This window comes from Cupriavidus sp. HY129 (genome assembly GCF_059492215.1).
On sequence record NZ_CP083254.1, the window covers coordinates 1,167,550 to 1,184,629 of the forward strand.

Sequence of the window (17,080 nt, forward strand, 5' to 3'; positions counted from 1 at the left end):
GGCTCTACAATGACGGCTTCCCGGATTTTACGCCTATGCCAGACATCGCACCCGCCGAAATCGCCGATTCGCCACTTGCCACGCGCCGCCGGGCGCTGGCGGTGCTGTGTATCACCGACGCCAGGGCCAAGGCGGCCGCTGCGCGTGCGCTCCATGCCGATCTGCTGGCGCACGGGGGCACGGTAACGGATGTGGATGAAGTTTTGGTGGCCGATGCCTCGGCGGCGATCCCGGGGCGCCCGGCGCGTCCCGAGCTGGTGCCCCCGCAGCAGGTGGACCGCAGGCGCTCGCTACACACCCTGGCCGGCCGCGCGGTGATGATCCATGCGCTGTGCCATATCGAATTCAATGCGATCAATCTGGCGCTCGATGCGGTCTGGCGTTTTGCCGGGATGCCGGAGGCGTACTACCGCGACTGGCTTCGCGTGGCTGACGAGGAGGCACTCCATTTCACGCTGCTGGCCGACCATCTGGCCACGCTTGGGGCGACCTATGGTGACTATCCGGCACATAACTCGCTCTGGGAGATGACCGATCGCACCTCGGGCGATGTGCTGGCGCGCATGGCGCTGGTGCCACGCACGTTGGAGGCGCGTGGGCTCGACGCCTCGCCGCCAGTGCGTGCCAAGCTGGCCGAGGTGGGCGATACCGCGGCCGCGGAGATCATCGACATCATCCTGCGCGACGAAGTCGGGCACGTGGCCATTGGCAATCACTGGTACCGCTGGCTCTGCGCCCAGCGAGGGCTGGACCCGATCTCCACCTACGCGCGGCTTGCCGAACAGTACCGCGCGCCGAAGCTGCGCGGCCCGTTCAATCTCGACGCTCGCCGCGCGGCCGGTTTCGACGAGGACGAACTGGCCTGGCTCGAGGCCTCGGCCGGCTAGCCGGCTGGCTTTTCGGCGCGCTCCTGTTCCTGCAGCCGCAACACGCGGCGCTGGATCTTGCCGGTGGTGGTCATCGGCAACTGGTCGATGAATTCGATCGCTTTCGGGTACTCGTACGGCGCAAGCTGGCCTCGCACATGCTGCTGAAGCTCGGCGATCAGTGCCGCGTCGTTATCGAACGAACGCGTCACCGACGGCGTCAGCACGATGAACGCCTTGACGATCGCCCCACGCTCGGGGTCCGGCGACGGCACCACGGCGCAGTTCGACACCGCCGGATGCTTGAGCAGGCAGTTTTCGATCTCGCTCGGCCCGATGCGGTAGCCCGATGACTTGAACACGTCGTCCGCGCGGCCCTGGTACCAGAGGTAGCCATCCGCGTCGATTCGCGCGAGGTCACCGGTGCGACACCAGCGCAGGCCGTCATATTCCGAATACTTGGCCGCGGTGGCCGCTTCGTTCTTCCAGTAGCCCAGGAAGAACACCGGATCGGGATGGCCGTGGATATCGGTCGCGCAGACTGCGACTTCGCCATCCTCGCCCGGCGGGCAGGGGCGGCCGTCCTCGTCGATCACGGCCACGCGATGGCCGGGGTAGGGGCGTCCCATCGACCCAGGTCGCGCGGGCCAGCCAAGGCGGCTTTCGTCGTACTGCGCGGTGCAGTTGCCGACGATGTAGTTGATTTCGGTCTGGCCGAACATCTCGTTGATGATCACGCCAAGCGCGTCGCGGCACCAGGTGAAGACCGTTTCGCCGACGGCCTCGCCGGCGCTCATGATCGCCCGCAGCTTGAGCTGGTAGTGATCCGATGGGGTCGGACAGGCCTTCATCATCTGCTTGAGCGCGGTCGGGAACAGGAACGTGTTGGTGACACCGTAGCGTTCGAGCAGTTCGAACGCGCGCTCCGCCGAAAATCGCCCCTGATATCCGACGATCGGACGGCCGAAGTAGAGCGCCGGCATCAGTGCATCCCACAAGCCACCTGTCCAGGCCCAGTCCGCCGGGCTCCAGAACACGTCGTCGTCCTGTGGATACCAGTTCTGCGAACACACGAAGCCGGTCAGATTGCCGATCAGCGCGCGATGCGGGATGACCGCGCCCTTCGGAGGGCCAGTGGTGCCGCTGGTGTAGATCAGCACCGCGGCTTCCTCGGCCTTGGTCTGCTCGGCGGTGAACTCGGGGATCTGCGCGGCCAGCAGCGTGTCCCAGTCCAGATCGCCGCGGCCGGTGGCGTCGCCCACGCCAATGACTGTCCGCAGCGTCGGGCAGTCGGGGCGGGCGGCGAGCATGTTGTCGATCGAGGTCTCGTCGGCGATGGCCACGCAGGTCTCGCTGTGGTCGATACGGTAGGACAGGGCCTCGGGGCCGAACAGCATCGACAGTGGCATGGCTACCGCGCCGAGCTGGTAGACAGCCATGCCGGCGATCACGGTCTCGATGCGCTGGGGCATGACGATGGCCACGCGGTCGCCACGCTGCACGCCGAGTTCGCGCAGCGCGCGCGAAAGACGGTTTGCCTCGGCCTGGATATGCGCGTAGGTGTGCGACGCGCGTCGGCCGTCCTCGTGCTCCGTGTAGACCGCGATGCGGTGCATCGTGGCCGGGTCGCGTGCCCAGCGGCCGCAGCAGACTTCGGCCAGGTTGAATATCTCGGGCACGTCCCAGTGAAAGGAATCGTGCAGTGCGCGATAGTCGTCGCGCCGCGTGGCCGGCAAGGCGGTCATCCGGTTGTCTCCAGGTTGTCGGCCGCGCCCGGATCTCGCGAAATGGCTATAATCCGGCAAGCGAACGATCGTTCTATTTTTATTCGGGCTGCCGCGTGGGTTTGAGCCGCGCGTGCCAGAAGACCCGGACACGGAGACAGAAACAATGACCATCACGGAAACCTCGCGTTCCGAATTTATCACGCTGCGGGGGCTCCGCACGCACGTGCGCCAATGGGGAGATCCTGGCGCGCCCAAGCTGTTCATGCTGCATGGCTGGATGGACGTGGCCGCTTCCTTCCAGTTCCTGGTCGATGCGTTCCAGCGCGACTGGCACGTGATCGCCATGGACTGGCGCGGCTTCGGCGAGACCGATCATCCGACGCGCTATCCGGGTACCGCGTCGTACTGGTTTCCTGATTATGTTGCCGATCTCGAGGGACTGATCGACCACTACCAGCCCGACGGGCAGGTGGATCTGGTGGGGCACAGCATGGGTGCCAATGTGGTGTGCATCTACGCCGGCGTGCGTCCGGAACGTGTGCGGCGCGTCGTGGACCTGGAGGGGTTCGGGATGACGCGCACGCGCCCCGAGCAGGCACCGGGCCGCATGGCGCGTTGGCTCGACGAGCTACGCGACCCGCCCGAGTTGAAGACCTACGAGAGCGAGGCAGCGGTCGCGGCGCGTCTGCAGAAGACCAATCCGCGCTTGCCCGATGACCGGGCCGCCTTCCTCGCCGCGCACTGGTCGCGTCGCAATGCCGATGGCAGGTGGGAAATTCTTGGCGATGCCGCCCACAAGATGACCAACCCGATGCTGTATCGCATCGACGAAATCATGGCGATCTGGGCCAAGGTCACGGCGCCGGTGCTGCACGTGGAGGCACGCGATTCCGCCACGCTCAAGCACATCGCGCACAAGCAGACCATCGAGGAGTTCAGGGAACGCTTCCGGGCGTTCTCCGACTTCCGCGAAGCCACCGTCGACGATGCGGGGCACATGCTGCATCACGACCAGCCGGCGGTGGTGGCCAAACTGATCGAGGATTTTCTGAGCTGAGGCCGGCTGTCTCCCTCTTCCACGAGTGGAAGGGGGCAGCGACATCACCCGTGCGTGAGCCTCTCCTTGAGCGCCGCGTTGTTGCTCGTATGCACGTGCACCAGCGACTTCTCGGGGAATGCGTAGTGATAGGCCTTGCGCAGCGCCAGCGCGGCCTCGTGGAAGCCCGACAGGATCAGTTTCTGTTTGTTCGGATAGAACGCGATGTCGCCGGCCGCAAAGATGCCCCGGCGGGAGCTTTCATACGTCGTGGTATCAACCGCGATACGGCCCGCGCGCATATCCATGTCCCACTGTGCGATCGGGCCCGGCTCGGACACCAGACCATACAACGCGACAAGGTCGTCGGCGGGGATCGTCTGCTCGCCGTCGCGCGACTTGACCACCGCGCCGGTCAGCGCGCCATCCGCATTGGTCTGGAGCCCGCCAAGCATGCCGACCACGAAATCCATCTCGCCAGCGGCTACCGCGTCACGCATCGCATTGACCGTGTGGTCGGCCGCGCGGAATCCTTCGCGCCGATGCAGTAGCGTCACGCGCGCCGCGGTCTTGCGCAACGCCATCGCCCAATCCAGAGCCGAATCGCCGCCGCCGGCCACGATCACACGCTTGCCGGCGAAGCGCGATAGATCGCGCACGGCGTAGTGGACGTGACGGTCTTCCAGCGCTGCCGCCTCTGGCAGCGACACACGTTGCGGCGCGAAGGCGCCGGCACCGGCGCAGATCAGCACCGCAGCCACGTCGAAGCGCTTGCCTGCGTCGGTGGTCACCAGCAGGCGCGGATGGCCGTTTGTGCAAGTGGTGTCGCTGACCGATTCGGCGCGCTGGCTGAAGTGCATCGGAAACGCAAAAGGCGCGCATTGCTCCAGCAGGCGGTCGACCAAGTCCTGGGCAAGGCAGCCCGGGACGGCCGGAATGTCGTAGATTGGCTTTTCGGGGTACAGCTCCGTGCACTGGCCGCCGGCGCGGTCGAGCACATCCACGATCTCGCATTTCAGCCCTAGCACGCCGGCCTGAAACGCCGCGAACAGCCCCACCGGGCCTGCGCCGACGATCAGCACATCGGTCTGGGTGGTTTCTGGCGCGGAGGTGGGTGTCGTGGACATGGCGGACGAGGAAGGTATCGGTTTCGTAACGGTTCCATCATACCTTGCGGTCGTCGGCAATCCGGGCACGCCACCTTTGCCGGCAGGGCTAAAAAACCCTGCCGGGAGTAGAATGGTTGCCATGCAAAATGCTCACGCCATCAACGCCGATCTGCATTGTCATTCCACCGTGTCCGACGGGCTGTTGTCGCCGTCCGACGTGGCGGCCCGGGCGCACGCCGGTGGCGTCGCGTTCTGGTCGCTGACGGATCATGACGAGGTAGGCGGACAGATCGAGGCGCGCCGCGCCGCCGAAGCGCTTGGCATGCAATATGTGCCGGGTGTGGAGATATCGGTGACGTGGGCCGGGCAGACCGTCCACATCGTCGGCCTGCAGATCGACCCCTTTCATCCCGAACTGATCGATGGTCTGGCGAAAACGCGCGATGGCCGCGCGCGCCGGGCGCAGGATATTGGTGAAGCGCTGGCGAAAGTCGGCATTTCCGGCGCCTACGATGGCGCGCTGCGCTACGTCGGCAATCCCGACCTGATTTCTCGTACGCACTTCGCGCGCTGGCTGGTCGACGAAGGACGTTGCGCGACGATTGGCGATGTCTTCGCCGAGTATCTCTCCGAAGGGCGTCCCGGTTTCGTGCCGCATCGCTGGGCCACGCTGGCCGAGGCTGTAGGCTGGATTCGGACCGCTGGTGGTATTCCAGTGATGGCGCATCCGGGTCGCTACAACTACACCGATATGCAGCACGATGCGCTGTTCGACGAGTTCACGCAGCTTGGCGGCCGAGCCGTCGAGGTGGTGACTGGCAGCCACACGCCCGATCAGTTCCGCCGCTATGCCAACGTGGCACGCCACTATGGCTTGCTGGCGTCGCGCGGTTCGGATTTCCACGGGCCCGGCGAGGGCCGTGTGGAACTCGGCGCGTTGCCCCCGCTGCCGGCCGATGTCACGCCGGTCTGGTACGACTGGTAAGCGCCCTCATAGCCAGCCTACATGTCCCAATACTTCGAGATTCATCCCGACAATCCGCAGGCGCGACTGGTCAAGCAGGCCGCGCAGATCGTGCGCCAGGGCGGCCTGATCGCGCTCCCGACTGACTCGAGTTACGCGCTGGCTTGCCAGATCGACGATAAGGCCGCCGTGGAGCAGTTGCGCCGTCTGCGCGAGATCGACGAGAAGCATCACCTGACGCTGATGTGCAGCGATTTGTCCGAACTTGGCAATTTCGCCCGGGTGGACAACCGCCAGTACCGCTGGATCAAGGGCGCGACGCCCGGACCGTATGTGTTCATCCTGGAGGCGACGAAGGAAGTGCCGCGCAGGCTGTCGCACCCGGCGCGCAAGACCATCGGCGTGCGCGTGCCCGAGCATCCGATTCCATTGGCGCTGGTGGCCGAATTGGGTCAGCCGCTGATTTCCGCCACGCTGCAGTTGCCGGGCGACGATGCGCCGATGAACGACCCGGCAGAGATCCGCGCGCGCCTGGAAAAGCGCCTCGACCTGGTGATCGACGGTGGTCCGGCGCCGGCTCAGCCGACCACGGTCATTGATCTGACCAGCGGCGAGCCGGTACTGGTGCGGGCGGGCAGGGGCGACGTGGAGCGCTTCGGCCTGAATGCGTCGGACTTCGCCACGACCTGACACACATTCGATGCCTCCGTGGGCAGGTTGCCCGATAGAATAGTCCGCATGGATTCCTCCCTGATTCAGACCTTCGCGGTCTACGCCCTGCCTGTTCTGTTCGCCATCACGCTGCACGAGGCCGCGCATGGCTATGTGGCCAAGCATTTCGGCGATAACACCGCCTACCTGCTTGGCCGGGTAAGCCTGAACCCGGTACGGCACATTGATCCGATCGGCACGGTGGCGGTACCCCTGCTCCTGTACTTCCTGACTGCCGGCCAGTTCGTCTTCGGCTTCGCCAAGCCTGTGCCGGTGGCGTTCGATCGCCTGCGCAATCCGCGCTGGCATGGCATGTGGGTGGCGCTGGCCGGCCCGGCCAGCAATATCGTCCAGGCGTTCGCGTGGGCGCTGGTGGCCATTGGTCTGGCGGTGGCGCATATCCAGGAGCCGTTCTGGAGCGAAATGGCCCGCGCTGGCGTACTGGTCAACACGGTGGTGGCGGCGTTCAACCTGTTTCCGATTCCACCACTCGATGGCGGGCGGGTACTGACTGCGCTGCTGCCGCAGCGGCTTGCCGGCGTCATGGCGCGCATCGAACCCTATGGCATTTTTGTCGTTCTCGCGCTGGTGGCGGCGGGTGTGATCACCAAGATCTGGATGCGTCCGGTCATGAACGGGCTGCTGTCGATCGTCGAGTTGATGCTGCGCCCGGTCATGTGGCTGCTCCAGTGACGCCAGTCTTCGTATTCCTGAATCCTTGCCTGCCCCACGCATGACCCTGACACACCCGCCGCTCGCGGCGCCATCGCCCTGGCTGACCCGTTGGGCGCATCTGATTCGACCTGGCGGCCGCGTGCTCGACCTTGCCTGCGGCAGCGGACGCCATTCGGCATGGCTGGCGGCGCAGGGATTTGCCGTGTTGGCGGTGGATCGCGATGCCGAGGCCATCGCGGCGCTGCCGTCGGGCATCGAGCGCCGCACGGTGGACCTGGAGCAGGGCGCCTGGCCGCTGGCCGATGCCGGCCGGTTCGACGCCGTGGTGGTCACGAACTACCTGCACCGCCCGCTGTGGCCGCACCTGATTGAAGTGCTGGCGCCCCGTGGCGTGCTGATCTATGAGACGTTCGCGGCCGGTAACGAGACCGTGGGCAAGCCTTCCCGCCCAGATTTTTTGCTGCGTCCGGGCGAATTGCTTGAAGTGGCGCATGACGCGCTGCGCGTGGTCGGTTACGAAGATGGCACGCTTGAAGTGCCCCGTACGGCGTTCGTGCAGCGCATATGTGCGGTGCGCGAAGCGCCGGGTGGCGTGGATGGCACTGCGCCGCCGCGTTACCGATTGCCCACCTGAAACGTGGGCGCAGGTGTCAGCGCGGCGGCGCCTTCACACGTTACGCCCGCTAACGTTTTCCCTCATTCCGTAGGTGTCCGGAGGGCCTGACGGTTCCGGTACAATCGCGGATGTTCGAATTTCCGAATTCCTGAGCTATGACACAGATTACCGGCAGCATCGTGGCCATCGTCACCCCGATGCACGAGGATGGCAGCCTGGACTTTCCCGCGCTGCGCGCCCTCATTGACTGGCACGCGGCAGAAGGTACCGATGGCATCGTGATCGTGGGTACCACGGGCGAATCGCCGACCGTCAACGTCGACGAGCACTGCGAACTGATTCGCGTGGCCGTCGAGCAATCCGCGGGCCGTGTACCGATCATCGCGGGCACGGGCGGCAACTCCACCAGCGAGGCGATCGAGCTGACCGCCTTCGCCAAGAAGGTGGGTGCCAACGCATCGCTGCAGGTCGTGCCCTACTACAACAAGCCGACGCAAGAAGGCATGTACCGCCATTTCCGCACGATCGCGGAAGCGGTGGATCTGCCGGTGGTGCTCTACAACGTACCCGGCCGTACCGTGGCGGACATGAACAACGATACGATCCTGCGCCTGGCGCAGGTACCCGGTATCGTCGGCGTAAAGGAAGCGACTGGTAATATCGACCGTGCCGCGCAACTGATCAATGGCGCGCCGGAAGGCTTCGCCATCTACAGTGGCGACGATCCCACGGCCGTGGCGCTGATCCTGCTGGGCGGCCATGGAAATATCTCGGTGACCGCGAACGTGGCGCCGCGCAAGATGCATGAGATGTGTGTTGCCGCGCTCAAGGGCGATGTGGTGACGGCACGTCGTCTGCATATGGAGCTGATTGACCTCAATCGCGCAATGTTCGTGGAGGCCAATCCGATCCCCGTGAAATGGGCGCTCCAGCAAATGGGCAAGATGGAAGGTGGTATCCGCCTGCCGCTGACCCCGCTGGCCGAAGGTCAGCATGAAACCGTGCGCCGCGCGCTCGCCGCCGCCGGCCTGCTTGGCTAAGACTTACCGGCCCACATGCGGCGATGTGCCGACTCTTGAAACCAGGATTACGTGTCAATGAAACAGAAGCTTAACCGTCGCGGCGCGACGCAAGTCCGCCGTGTCGCTGTGGTTGCGCCGGTGCTGGCGCTGTCGCTGATTGCAGGCTGCAGCAGCATCAACGAGGCCATGCAGCCCGACAAGATCGACTATAAGTCCCAGGGCAAGAAGACCGCATCGCTGGATATCCCGCCGGACCTGACCAAGCTCGAGGGCGATCGCCGCTACACGGTGCCTGATGCCGCCGGTACGTCGACGCTGTCGAACTACAGCCAGGCCAACAAGACCCGCGAAGCCTCGCCGACCGACAACGTGCTGCCGAGCACGGACGGCATCCGCATGGAGCGCGACGGCAACCAGCGTTGGCTCGTGATCAACAACGGCATGCCCCCTGACAAGCTCTGGGAGTCGCTGCGTGGCTTCTGGCAGGAGAACGGCTTCCTGCTGACGCAGGACTCTCCTGAGACCGGCATCATGGAAACGGACTGGGCCGAGAACCGCGCCAAGATTCCGCAGGACATCATCCGCAACACGATCGGCAAGGTGTTCGATGGCCTGTATTCGACGTCGGAGCGCGACAAGTTCCGCACGCGCGTCGAGCGTTCGCAGAACGGCCAGCTCGAGGTGTTCATCAGCCACCGTGGTGCGCAGGAACAACTGACCGGCGTGGACAAGTCGCAGACGGTCTGGACGCCGCGTCCGGCTGATCCGGAGCTGGAGGCCGAATTCCTCTCGCGTCTGGCGCAACGCCTGGGCGTGCAGAAGGAGCAGGCCGACAAGATGGCCAAGAACCCGACGCCGGCCGGTATCGGTACGGCCCAGCCGTCGGCTGCTGCAGCAGGCGTTGGTGCCGCCGCCGCTACTGGCGCGGCCACGGCAGCCGCGGCATCTAGCAACAAGTCGTTCCTGGCGCAGGTGAATGGCTCGCCCGCGCTGCAGTTGCCGGAGCCGTTCGATCGCGCCTGGCGCTCGGTTGGTCTGTCGCTGGATCGTGTGAACTTCACCGTGGAAGATCGTGATCGCGCTCAGGGCCTGTACTACGTGCGCTACGTCGATCCGAAGACCACCGTTGATGATCGCGGATTCTTTGGCAAGCTCTTCACCAAGCCCAATGATGGCAAGACCGCGAAGAAGTATCGCGTGGCGCTGAAGGGCAACGGTACCGGCACCACCGTGACCGTCCTGAACGATGCTGGCCAGCCCGAGAACTCCGAGATCGGCAAGAAGATCCTGACCCTGCTCGACGAACAGCTTCACTGATGATCGTCCCAGGCAGTCAAGTGGCACCGACGGCGCGAGCCGTCGAGTGCCAACCCGAGCGAGCGCATCCATGATGCGCTTTGCTTTTTTGGGCAGCGGCAGCGAGGGCAACTCGCTGCTGATCGAGGCGGGCGATGGTGCGAGCGTGACGCGCGTCCTGCTGGATTGCGGTTTCGGCATCAAGGAGACCGCTCGCCGGCTGGAGCGGCTCGGCGTCGTGCCGGAGCAGCTCGACGCGGTGCTGGTCACACACGAGCATGGCGACCATGTCGGCTCGGCCTATGCGTTCGCGGCGCGCCACAAGCTACCGGTCCACACGAGCCACGGCACGTGGCTGGCGACGTCACATATGCGAGGCGCGGATGTGGCGGATGTGCGCGTGTGCTGTGCCGATCATTCATTCTCGGTCGGTGGCTTGCAGATCCATCCCTATACGGTGCCGCATGATGCACGTGAGCCATTGCAGTTCGTGCTGACTGATGGCGATGCGCGGCTCGGTGTGCTGACCGATGCAGGGATGGAGACGCCGTATGTGACCGCTCGGCTGGCGGGCGTGCATTCACTGGTGCTCGAATGCAATCACGACCGGGAGATGTTGCGTAAGTCGGTCTATCCGTATTCGCTCAAGCAGCGCATTGGTGGCGATTTTGGGCATCTGGCGAATGACATTGCCGCGAGTATTCTGTCTCAGGTCATGCATGGGCAGATGTCGCGCGTGGTTGCCGCGCATCTGAGCAAGCAGAACAATACGTGCGAACTGGCGGCAGGTGCGCTGGCCTCGGTGCTTGGCACATCGCCGGGGGATATCCTGATCGCGGATCAGGAAGAGGGATTGGGCTGGCAGACGGTGCGCCCATAATCTCGGCATTCATCTTCCCCGCGAATGAGGGGTGAGAAAAATCCGAGAAATAAAAAAAGCCGACCCGAAGGTCGGCTTTTTTATCGGACGAATCCGATTATTGCTTGGCAGCCGGAGCCGAAGCGTCAGCAGCCGGAGCCGAAGCGTCAGCAGCCGGAGCAGCGGCCGGAGCCGAAGCGTCAGCAGCCGGAGCAGCAGCCGGAGCCGAAGCTTCAGCCGGAGCAGCAGCAGCCGGAGCAGCCGTGTCAGCGGCGGGAGCAGCAGCTTCTTCTTTCTTACCGCAAGCGGCCAGAGCAACAGCAGCCAGCAGGGATGCGATCAGGAGAGACTTCTTCATTGTTCGTCCTTTAACTTTTAATAACGAAAACAGGCGATGAATAATTACCGGTAATTATCGCTCTTGAACTGCGAATTTGTGGCTCTCCCGGGTGCCGACAGTGCAGTGGTCCACAGTACTAGCCAGCGGGCGATTATATCCGCGTTTCCCCTGCTTGTGTACAGTCAAGATTTGCAGGTTTGATTTGTTACGCATTATTACACGCGTTTCGGTGCAATCTGGAGCCATCCTTCCATTGCCCAGTCGTGGAAGGTATCCATCAAGTCGGGCAGCGCAACACATGCCTCGACCTCGCTCGCGGTGAGCTGACGACGGTCAGCCAGACGTCGCAGCCACTTGGTCAGCGATGCTGGCGGCTCGTAGGCTTCGCCGTTCAGGAAGAAGTGCGTGCGGTCATAGAGCGCAACGGAAGCGGGCGCCAAAACAACACCATGCGCGCGCGCCAGCTTCGTGAACTGACGCAGCGGAATTTCCTCGATTTCGTCGAATTGCACGGACGGCTTCGGCTCGGACAGATGCGTACCAAGGAATTCCGACACCATGCCCGCATTCCATTTGAGCGCCTGAAGGCGTTCCGCCACCGCCCGTGCCAGGTTTGCCGGCAGTTGCGCGGGCGTCGAGGTCGCCGATTCGCCTGCATCGGCGTAACGTCCGTCGAGGCCTTCGTTGTCGGCAACGGTCTCCGAAAGCCAGGCCAGGAAATGACCTGCGAGCTCACGATAGGCGGGGGCGCGGAAACCAATCGAGGCCGTCATGCATTCGCCTTCGGCCACGCCATCGTGCGCGTACTGAGGTGGCAGGTAGAGCATGTCGCCGGGCTCGAGTACCCATTCCTGCTCGGCGCTGAAATCCGAAAGGATCTTGAGGGGCAGGTCGGGGATCAGGTCGAGCTTCGTCTGTGACGAAATGCGCCAGCGGCGCCGGCCCGATACTTGCAGCAGGAACACATCGTAGGAGTCGAAGTGAGGTCCCACGCCGCCGCCATCGGTGGCATAGCTGATCATCACGTCGTCGAGCCGGGCATCGGGAACGAAGCGGAACTGGCTCATGAGCTCGGCTGCCGCACGATCGTGCAGGTTGACGCCCTGGACCAGCAACGACCACTTGCCGGTCTTGCGCGAGGGCAGGTTGTCCTCGGAGAACGGTCCGTGTTCGAGCTTCCAGCGGTTGCGAAAGAACGACACCAGACGTGATTCCACGTCGTCGCGATCGGCAAGCTCGAAAAGCGCCTCGCGCGACACTGGGGGCACGATTTCCGGCACGGCCTGTCGAATCAGCAGCGGCTTGCGGTGCCAGATATCACGCATGAAGGCTGTGGGCGTCATGCCGCCGAGCAGGGTGAGCGGCGCGTCGGGATCGACAGGTTCCGGAGGCAAGGCGTGCGCGTATAATGCGGAATCGCTCATGGAGTCAAGAATTGAAAATCGCTAAGAATACGGTGGTGTCCGTGGTGTATAAGCTGTCGGACGCGCAGGGCAATCTGATCGAAGAGTCGGATGAGCCCATGGTCTATTTGCACGGCGGGTATGATGGCACGTTCCCCAAGATCGAGGAAGCGCTGGACGGCCACGACGCCGGCTTCGAGACCGAGCTGCAGTTGGAACCGGACGAGGCGTTTGGCGACTACGACGCCGAACTCGTGAAGGTGGAGCCGCGTGATCGTTTCCCGGAGCCGCTCGAAGTGGGCATGCAGTTCGAGGGCGTGCCCGAGGACGGTGACGACGAAGATTCGATCATCTACACGGTGACCGATGTCGCCGAGGACAAGGTCGTGCTCGACGGTAATCACCCGCTGGCCGGCATGGCGCTGCGCTTCTGGCTGAAGGTGTCGGAAGTCCGCGAGGCGACGAGCGAGGAAGTCGAGCACGGTCACGCGCACGGCGCTTCGGGCATTGAAGTGGTGGACGAAGACGAGGACGGCGAAGGCGAGGCACCTCGCACGCTGCACTGAGTCTCACAACACGAGCGATCCGCGATAGGTCATCGCGAAAATGAAAAAGCCGGCATTTGCCGGCTTTTTCATTTTGTCCTCTTGTTGATGAGCATCAATTGCCCTTGGGCCCATCCTGTAGCTGGACCTGGAATACCGAACGTGTGCCTGGCGTGATCGTCAGCTCCGTCCATCGCGAAGGAGCGCCAATGGGCAGTGCGACTCGCGTGAAGTTGGCAACGATCTTCCCTGACGTGTCGCGTAAAGGCTTGTCGACGCTGAAGCCGTTATCGCTTGCATGGACCAGCAGCACCTGGCCAGAGAACTTCGAGGACAGGTCGCGAAGCTGACGCTTGAACTCAAGATAGCCGTCGCGTGCCCCGTGGCGCACGAACGCGTCCAGCAGGCTTGGCTTGCCCCGTTTTTCCCAGCCGTTCCCGAATAGCGGATCGGCGTGCGCGATGACCACGATGCCGGGCAGATCGCGCTGCTCGGCAACCGAGAATGCCCTGGCCAGCCATTGCCGGTTGGCTTCGCGCCGATCCTCGAATTCGCCATTGCGCCCGCCCTCGATGCGATAGTGGTTGTTATCGCCGGGCAGGTTCAGGCCCACCAGCATCACGCCACCGGTGACGAGCCGCACGTTTTCCCGATAGCTGCGGAACAGCGCCTGGTCCGACTGACGCACCACTGGCAACGTGCGTCGCCCAAGCGTGGTGTCGAGCGGGAAAAACAGCTCCCGCAATCGGTTGAGCCGCTCGACGGCATCGAACTTCCCGTTTGAGGGTTTCTGGCACTCAGCCCAGTCGGTCTCGCCCGGTACGTAGAGCAGCGGTGTGGGCGAATCGTCGAGCACCTGCAGCCGCGCGTTGAGAAGGGTGTCACCACAGGATTCGGAATCACCCTTGATGCCGCCAGCATGGACGATCATCGCTACCTGCTGCGCGTTCATCATGTCGAACAGCGCAGTGGTGTCCGCTTCCGCGGCTGGCCATTGCGGGGTGTCGGCAATCAGGGCAATCCGGGTCATCTGCACGGTCGGCATTGGCGGCGGCGCAACGTTGCCCGTCCGCGCAGCGTGCGCGAGCGCCGGCACCGCGAGCAACGCGCAGGCAATGGCCGCCAGGCAAGTGGCCGCCGAGCTTCGACCCCGGAAGCGTGCCGTCATACCGTTCGCGCGGTCTCCGAGATGGACTTGAGTCGGTACAGCGCCTCGAGCGCTTCTCGCGGCGAGAGGCTGTCCGGGTCGAGATCGGCCAGCGCTTCCAGCGTGGCAGCCTGCGCGGGCGGCACGGCGGATTGGCTCGTCGATTTGTGATCTTCATCTTCATCGTCCGCGGACGGTGAAGACTGCGCCGAGAACAGATCCATCTGCGGCGTGGGCGTGGCGTCCGCCGATTGTTCTTCCAGCCACGCGAGATGCTTGCGTGCTGCGCGAATGACCGGTTGCGGAACACCCGCCAATTGGGCCACCTGCAGCCCGTAGCTCTGGCTGGCCGGACCGTCCTGCACCGCGTGCAGGAATACGATGCCATCGCCATGCTCCACGGCTGACAGGTGCACGTTGGCGGCCTGCGGGAACTCGACCGGCAGTTGCGTCAGCTCGAAATAATGGGTGGCAAACAGTGTGTGGCTGCGGTTGTGGGACAGCAGATGACGCGCGATGGCCCACGCGAGGGCGAGGCCGTCGAAGGTCGAAGTACCGCGGCCGATCTCATCCATCAGCACAAGGCTGGATGGCGTGGCGTTGTGCAGGATGGCTGCGGCCTCGGTCATTTCGACCATGAAGGTCGAACGTCCGCCCGCCAGATCGTCGGCGGCTCCAATACGCGTGAAGATGCGGTCCACCGGGCCGATCACGGCACGGCGTGCCGGCACCCAGGCGCCGACGCAGGCCAGCAGAACGATCAATGCGGTCTGGCGCATGAACGTCGATTTACCGCCCATGTTCGGGCCGGTGATCAGCAGCAGCTTGCGGGCCTCGTTCAACTGACAGTCGTTTGCGATGAACGCGATCGATTCCGCGGCCAGTTGACCTTCCACGACGGGATGGCGGCCCTGCGAGATGTCGATGACGTTCTCGTGGACGCGCTCCGGCTGGACCCAGTCGAGTGTTTTCGCCCGTTCGGCCAGTGTGGCAAGCACGTCGAGGCGGGCGAGCGCGCCGGCTACGCGGCGCAGACTGCCGATATGCGGCAGCAGGGCCTGCAGCAGACCGTCGTAGAGCTGCTTCTCGCGAGCCAGCGCGCGATCCTGCGCCGAGAGCGCCTTGTCCTCGAACGCTTTCAGTTCGGGTGTGATGTAGCGTTCGGCGTTCTTGAGGGTCTGCCGGCGTCGATAGTCGTCGGGCACCTTGTCGGCCTGCCCGTTGGTGACTTCGATATAGAAGCCATGAACACGGTTGTATTCGACACGCAGGTTCGTGATGCCTGTGCGCTCGCGCTCCCGGGTTTCGAGGTCGATCAGGAATTGACCGCAGTTTTCCGAGATATCGCGCAGTTCGTCGAGCTCACCGTCGTAGCCGCGCGCGATGACGCCGCCGTCGCGAATCACCGTTGAGGGTTCATCCGCCACGGCGCGGATCAGCAGTTCCAGGCAGTCCTGTGGAATGTCGATTTCCTCAAGGGTCTGCGCCAGCAGCGGCGCATCCTCTGAACTGACCGTGGCGGCCTGCACATCGGGCAGGGCACGCAGGGTGTCGCGCAGCGAGGACAGATCGCGCGGACGTGCCGACAGCAACGCGAGTCGCGCGGTGATCCGCTCGACGTCGGCAAGCTTGCGCAGCACGGTACGCAAGCCGTCCGGCCCTTGTGTGATCAGTGCCCCAATGGCCTGCTGACGCGCTCGCGGCAGGGCCGGGTCGCGCAACGGATGATGCAGCCAGTGGCGCAGCGCGCGGCTGCCCATCGTCGTCGCGCATGTGTCGAGCAGCGAGAAGAGCGTTGGCGATTCGGTGCCACGCAGCGTCTCGGTCAGTTCGAGGTTGCGGCGTGTAGCCGAATCGAGGCCGACAAATTCGGATTCCCGCTCGACGGTGACGCCCTGCACGTGCCGCAGAGACTGGCCTTGCGTAGTGGCCGCATAGTTGAGCAGCGCGCCGGCAGCGCCGAGGGCGGCTCCCAGGCCCGAGCAGCCGAACGGCTCCAGGCTGGCCACGCCGATCTGTTCGCGCAGGCGGCGAGTACCGGCTTCCTGGTCAAAGTGCCATTCCGGCAACCGGGTGCGCGCGCATGTCAGCGCCGGCAGGTCCATGCCGTCGGTGTACAGCACCTCCGCGGGGCGGATACGCTCGAGTTCGCGGGACAACTGCGCGGCGTCGCACTCCATGAGTCGCAGTTCGCCACTGGCCAGGTTCAGCCATGCCAGGCCCGTCTTGCCGACGCCGCGGCGTGTGGTCTGCTGGTGCACGGCCAGCAGGAACGTGTCGGACTTGTCCGGCAGCAGGGCGGCATCGGTCAGCGTGCCGGGCGTAACGATGCGCACCACTTTGCGCTCGACCGGGCCCTTGCTGGTCGCTGGGTCACCAATCTGTTCGCAGATAGCCACGGATTCGCCAAGCTTTACCAGGCGCGCCAGATACTGGTCTGCCGAATGGAATGGGATCCCGGCCATGCGGATTGGCACACCGCCAGACTGGCCGCGCGCGGTCAGCGTGATGTCGAGCAATCGCGCGGCCTTCTCGGCGTCGTCATGGAATAGCTCATAGAAGTCACCCATCCGGTAGAAAAGGAGCGTGTCCGGGTGGTCGGCCTTGATGCGGTGGTACTGCTGCATCATGGGCGACTGCTTCTCGGCTTTCTCTGGCTTTTCCTGTTTGCCGACTTTCTCGGCCCTGGCGGAAGTCGCGGCAAGGTCGGGCGATTCACTCGCGGTCACGGTGTTCTCGCCTTCAGCGGCAGGTACGGATAGGG

Annotated in this window: 16 protein-coding genes; 10 read left to right on the plus strand and 6 right to left on the minus strand. The window is 64.3% G+C overall.

Going from position 1 to position 17,080, the window contains the following annotated elements:
- Positions 1 to 35 precede the first annotated feature (35 nt).
- Positions 36 to 887, plus strand: coding sequence for a ferritin-like domain-containing protein (locus K6G35_RS05425; protein ID WP_008650086.1), 852 nt, complete (start codon positions 36 to 38; stop codon positions 885 to 887).
- Here K6G35_RS05425 and K6G35_RS05430 read toward each other — a convergent pair.
- Entirely contained in the window at positions 884 to 2,611 is a 1,728-nt protein-coding gene (locus K6G35_RS05430; RefSeq protein ID WP_495676174.1) for an acetate--CoA ligase, read from the minus strand. The genes K6G35_RS05425 and K6G35_RS05430 overlap by 4 nt on opposite strands.
- Positions 2,612 to 2,756: 145 nt before the next feature.
- On the opposite strand from K6G35_RS05430, the gene K6G35_RS05435 reads away from it, so the two are divergent.
- A complete protein-coding gene (locus K6G35_RS05435) occupies positions 2,757 to 3,650 on the plus strand; it encodes an alpha/beta fold hydrolase (RefSeq protein ID WP_008650084.1) in 894 nt (297 codons plus the stop codon).
- Between the two features lie 44 nt (positions 3,651 to 3,694).
- Here the strand turns inward: K6G35_RS05435 and K6G35_RS05440 are convergent, their stop codons facing one another.
- A complete protein-coding gene (locus K6G35_RS05440; protein WP_035881804.1) occupies positions 3,695 to 4,756 on the minus strand; it encodes an NAD(P)/FAD-dependent oxidoreductase in 1,062 nt (353 codons plus the stop codon).
- A gap of 121 nt (positions 4,757 to 4,877) precedes the next feature.
- Between K6G35_RS05440 and K6G35_RS05445 the strand changes: the two genes are divergently transcribed.
- The 7 genes from K6G35_RS05445 to K6G35_RS05475 all read left to right on the plus strand — a co-directional run bounded on the left by K6G35_RS05445 (position 4,878) and on the right by K6G35_RS05475 (position 10,902).
- The gene (locus K6G35_RS05445) at positions 4,878 to 5,723 is read left to right on the plus strand and encodes a 3',5'-nucleoside bisphosphate phosphatase (protein WP_080709686.1); all 846 of its coding nucleotides are present in this window, start codon (positions 4,878 to 4,880) and stop codon (positions 5,721 to 5,723) included.
- Positions 5,724 to 5,744: 21 nt separating this feature from the next.
- Positions 5,745 to 6,392, plus strand: coding sequence for an L-threonylcarbamoyladenylate synthase (locus K6G35_RS05450; RefSeq protein WP_011515853.1), 648 nt, complete (start codon positions 5,745 to 5,747; stop codon positions 6,390 to 6,392).
- A 48-nt stretch (positions 6,393 to 6,440) separates the two neighbouring features.
- Positions 6,441 to 7,106, plus strand: coding sequence for a site-2 protease family protein (locus tag K6G35_RS05455; RefSeq protein WP_008650076.1), 666 nt, complete (start codon positions 6,441 to 6,443; stop codon positions 7,104 to 7,106).
- A gap of 40 nt (positions 7,107 to 7,146) precedes the next feature.
- Positions 7,147 to 7,722: a class I SAM-dependent methyltransferase gene (locus tag K6G35_RS05460; RefSeq protein WP_186425252.1), complete on the plus strand. Its 576-nt coding sequence runs from the start codon at positions 7,147 to 7,149 to the stop codon at positions 7,720 to 7,722.
- Positions 7,723 to 7,859: 137 nt separating this feature from the next.
- Positions 7,860 to 8,744: a 4-hydroxy-tetrahydrodipicolinate synthase gene (dapA, locus tag K6G35_RS05465; protein ID WP_008650073.1), complete on the plus strand. Its 885-nt coding sequence runs from the start codon at positions 7,860 to 7,862 to the stop codon at positions 8,742 to 8,744.
- A 57-nt stretch (positions 8,745 to 8,801) separates the two neighbouring features.
- Positions 8,802 to 10,043, plus strand: a complete 1,242-nt coding sequence (gene bamC / locus K6G35_RS05470) for an NlpB/DapX family lipoprotein (protein WP_008650072.1) — start codon at positions 8,802 to 8,804, stop codon at positions 10,041 to 10,043.
- A 70-nt stretch (positions 10,044 to 10,113) separates the two neighbouring features.
- Positions 10,114 to 10,902 carry an MBL fold metallo-hydrolase gene (locus K6G35_RS05475; protein ID WP_008650068.1) on the plus strand — a complete coding sequence of 263 codons (789 nt, stop codon included), beginning with the start codon at positions 10,114 to 10,116 and terminating at the stop codon, positions 10,900 to 10,902.
- Between the two features lie 97 nt (positions 10,903 to 10,999).
- On the opposite strand, the gene K6G35_RS05480 is transcribed toward K6G35_RS05475, so the two are convergent.
- Positions 11,000 to 11,239 (minus strand): hypothetical protein, encoded by a 240-nt coding sequence (locus K6G35_RS05480; protein WP_080672714.1) that lies wholly within the window; start codon positions 11,237 to 11,239, stop codon positions 11,000 to 11,002.
- A gap of 197 nt (positions 11,240 to 11,436) precedes the next feature.
- Positions 11,437 to 12,645 (minus strand): cupin domain-containing protein, encoded by a 1,209-nt coding sequence (locus K6G35_RS05485; protein ID WP_008650066.1) that lies wholly within the window; start codon positions 12,643 to 12,645, stop codon positions 11,437 to 11,439.
- 11 nt (positions 12,646 to 12,656) lie between these two features.
- On the opposite strand from K6G35_RS05485, the gene K6G35_RS05490 reads away from it, so the two are divergent.
- Entirely contained in the window at positions 12,657 to 13,190 is a 534-nt protein-coding gene (locus K6G35_RS05490) for an FKBP-type peptidyl-prolyl cis-trans isomerase (RefSeq protein ID WP_008650061.1), read from the plus strand.
- Between the two features lie 94 nt (positions 13,191 to 13,284).
- On the opposite strand, the gene K6G35_RS05495 is transcribed toward K6G35_RS05490, so the two are convergent.
- Together K6G35_RS05495 and mutS are read right to left on the minus strand one after the other, a co-directional pair.
- A complete protein-coding gene (locus K6G35_RS05495) occupies positions 13,285 to 14,337 on the minus strand; it encodes a hypothetical protein (RefSeq protein WP_495676175.1) in 1,053 nt (350 codons plus the stop codon).
- Positions 14,334 to 16,946: a DNA mismatch repair protein MutS gene (gene mutS / locus K6G35_RS05500; protein WP_035881901.1), complete on the minus strand. Its 2,613-nt coding sequence runs from the start codon at positions 16,944 to 16,946 to the stop codon at positions 14,334 to 14,336. Before mutS ends, K6G35_RS05495 begins: the two co-directional genes overlap by 4 nt.
- Positions 16,947 to 17,080 lie beyond the last annotated feature (134 nt).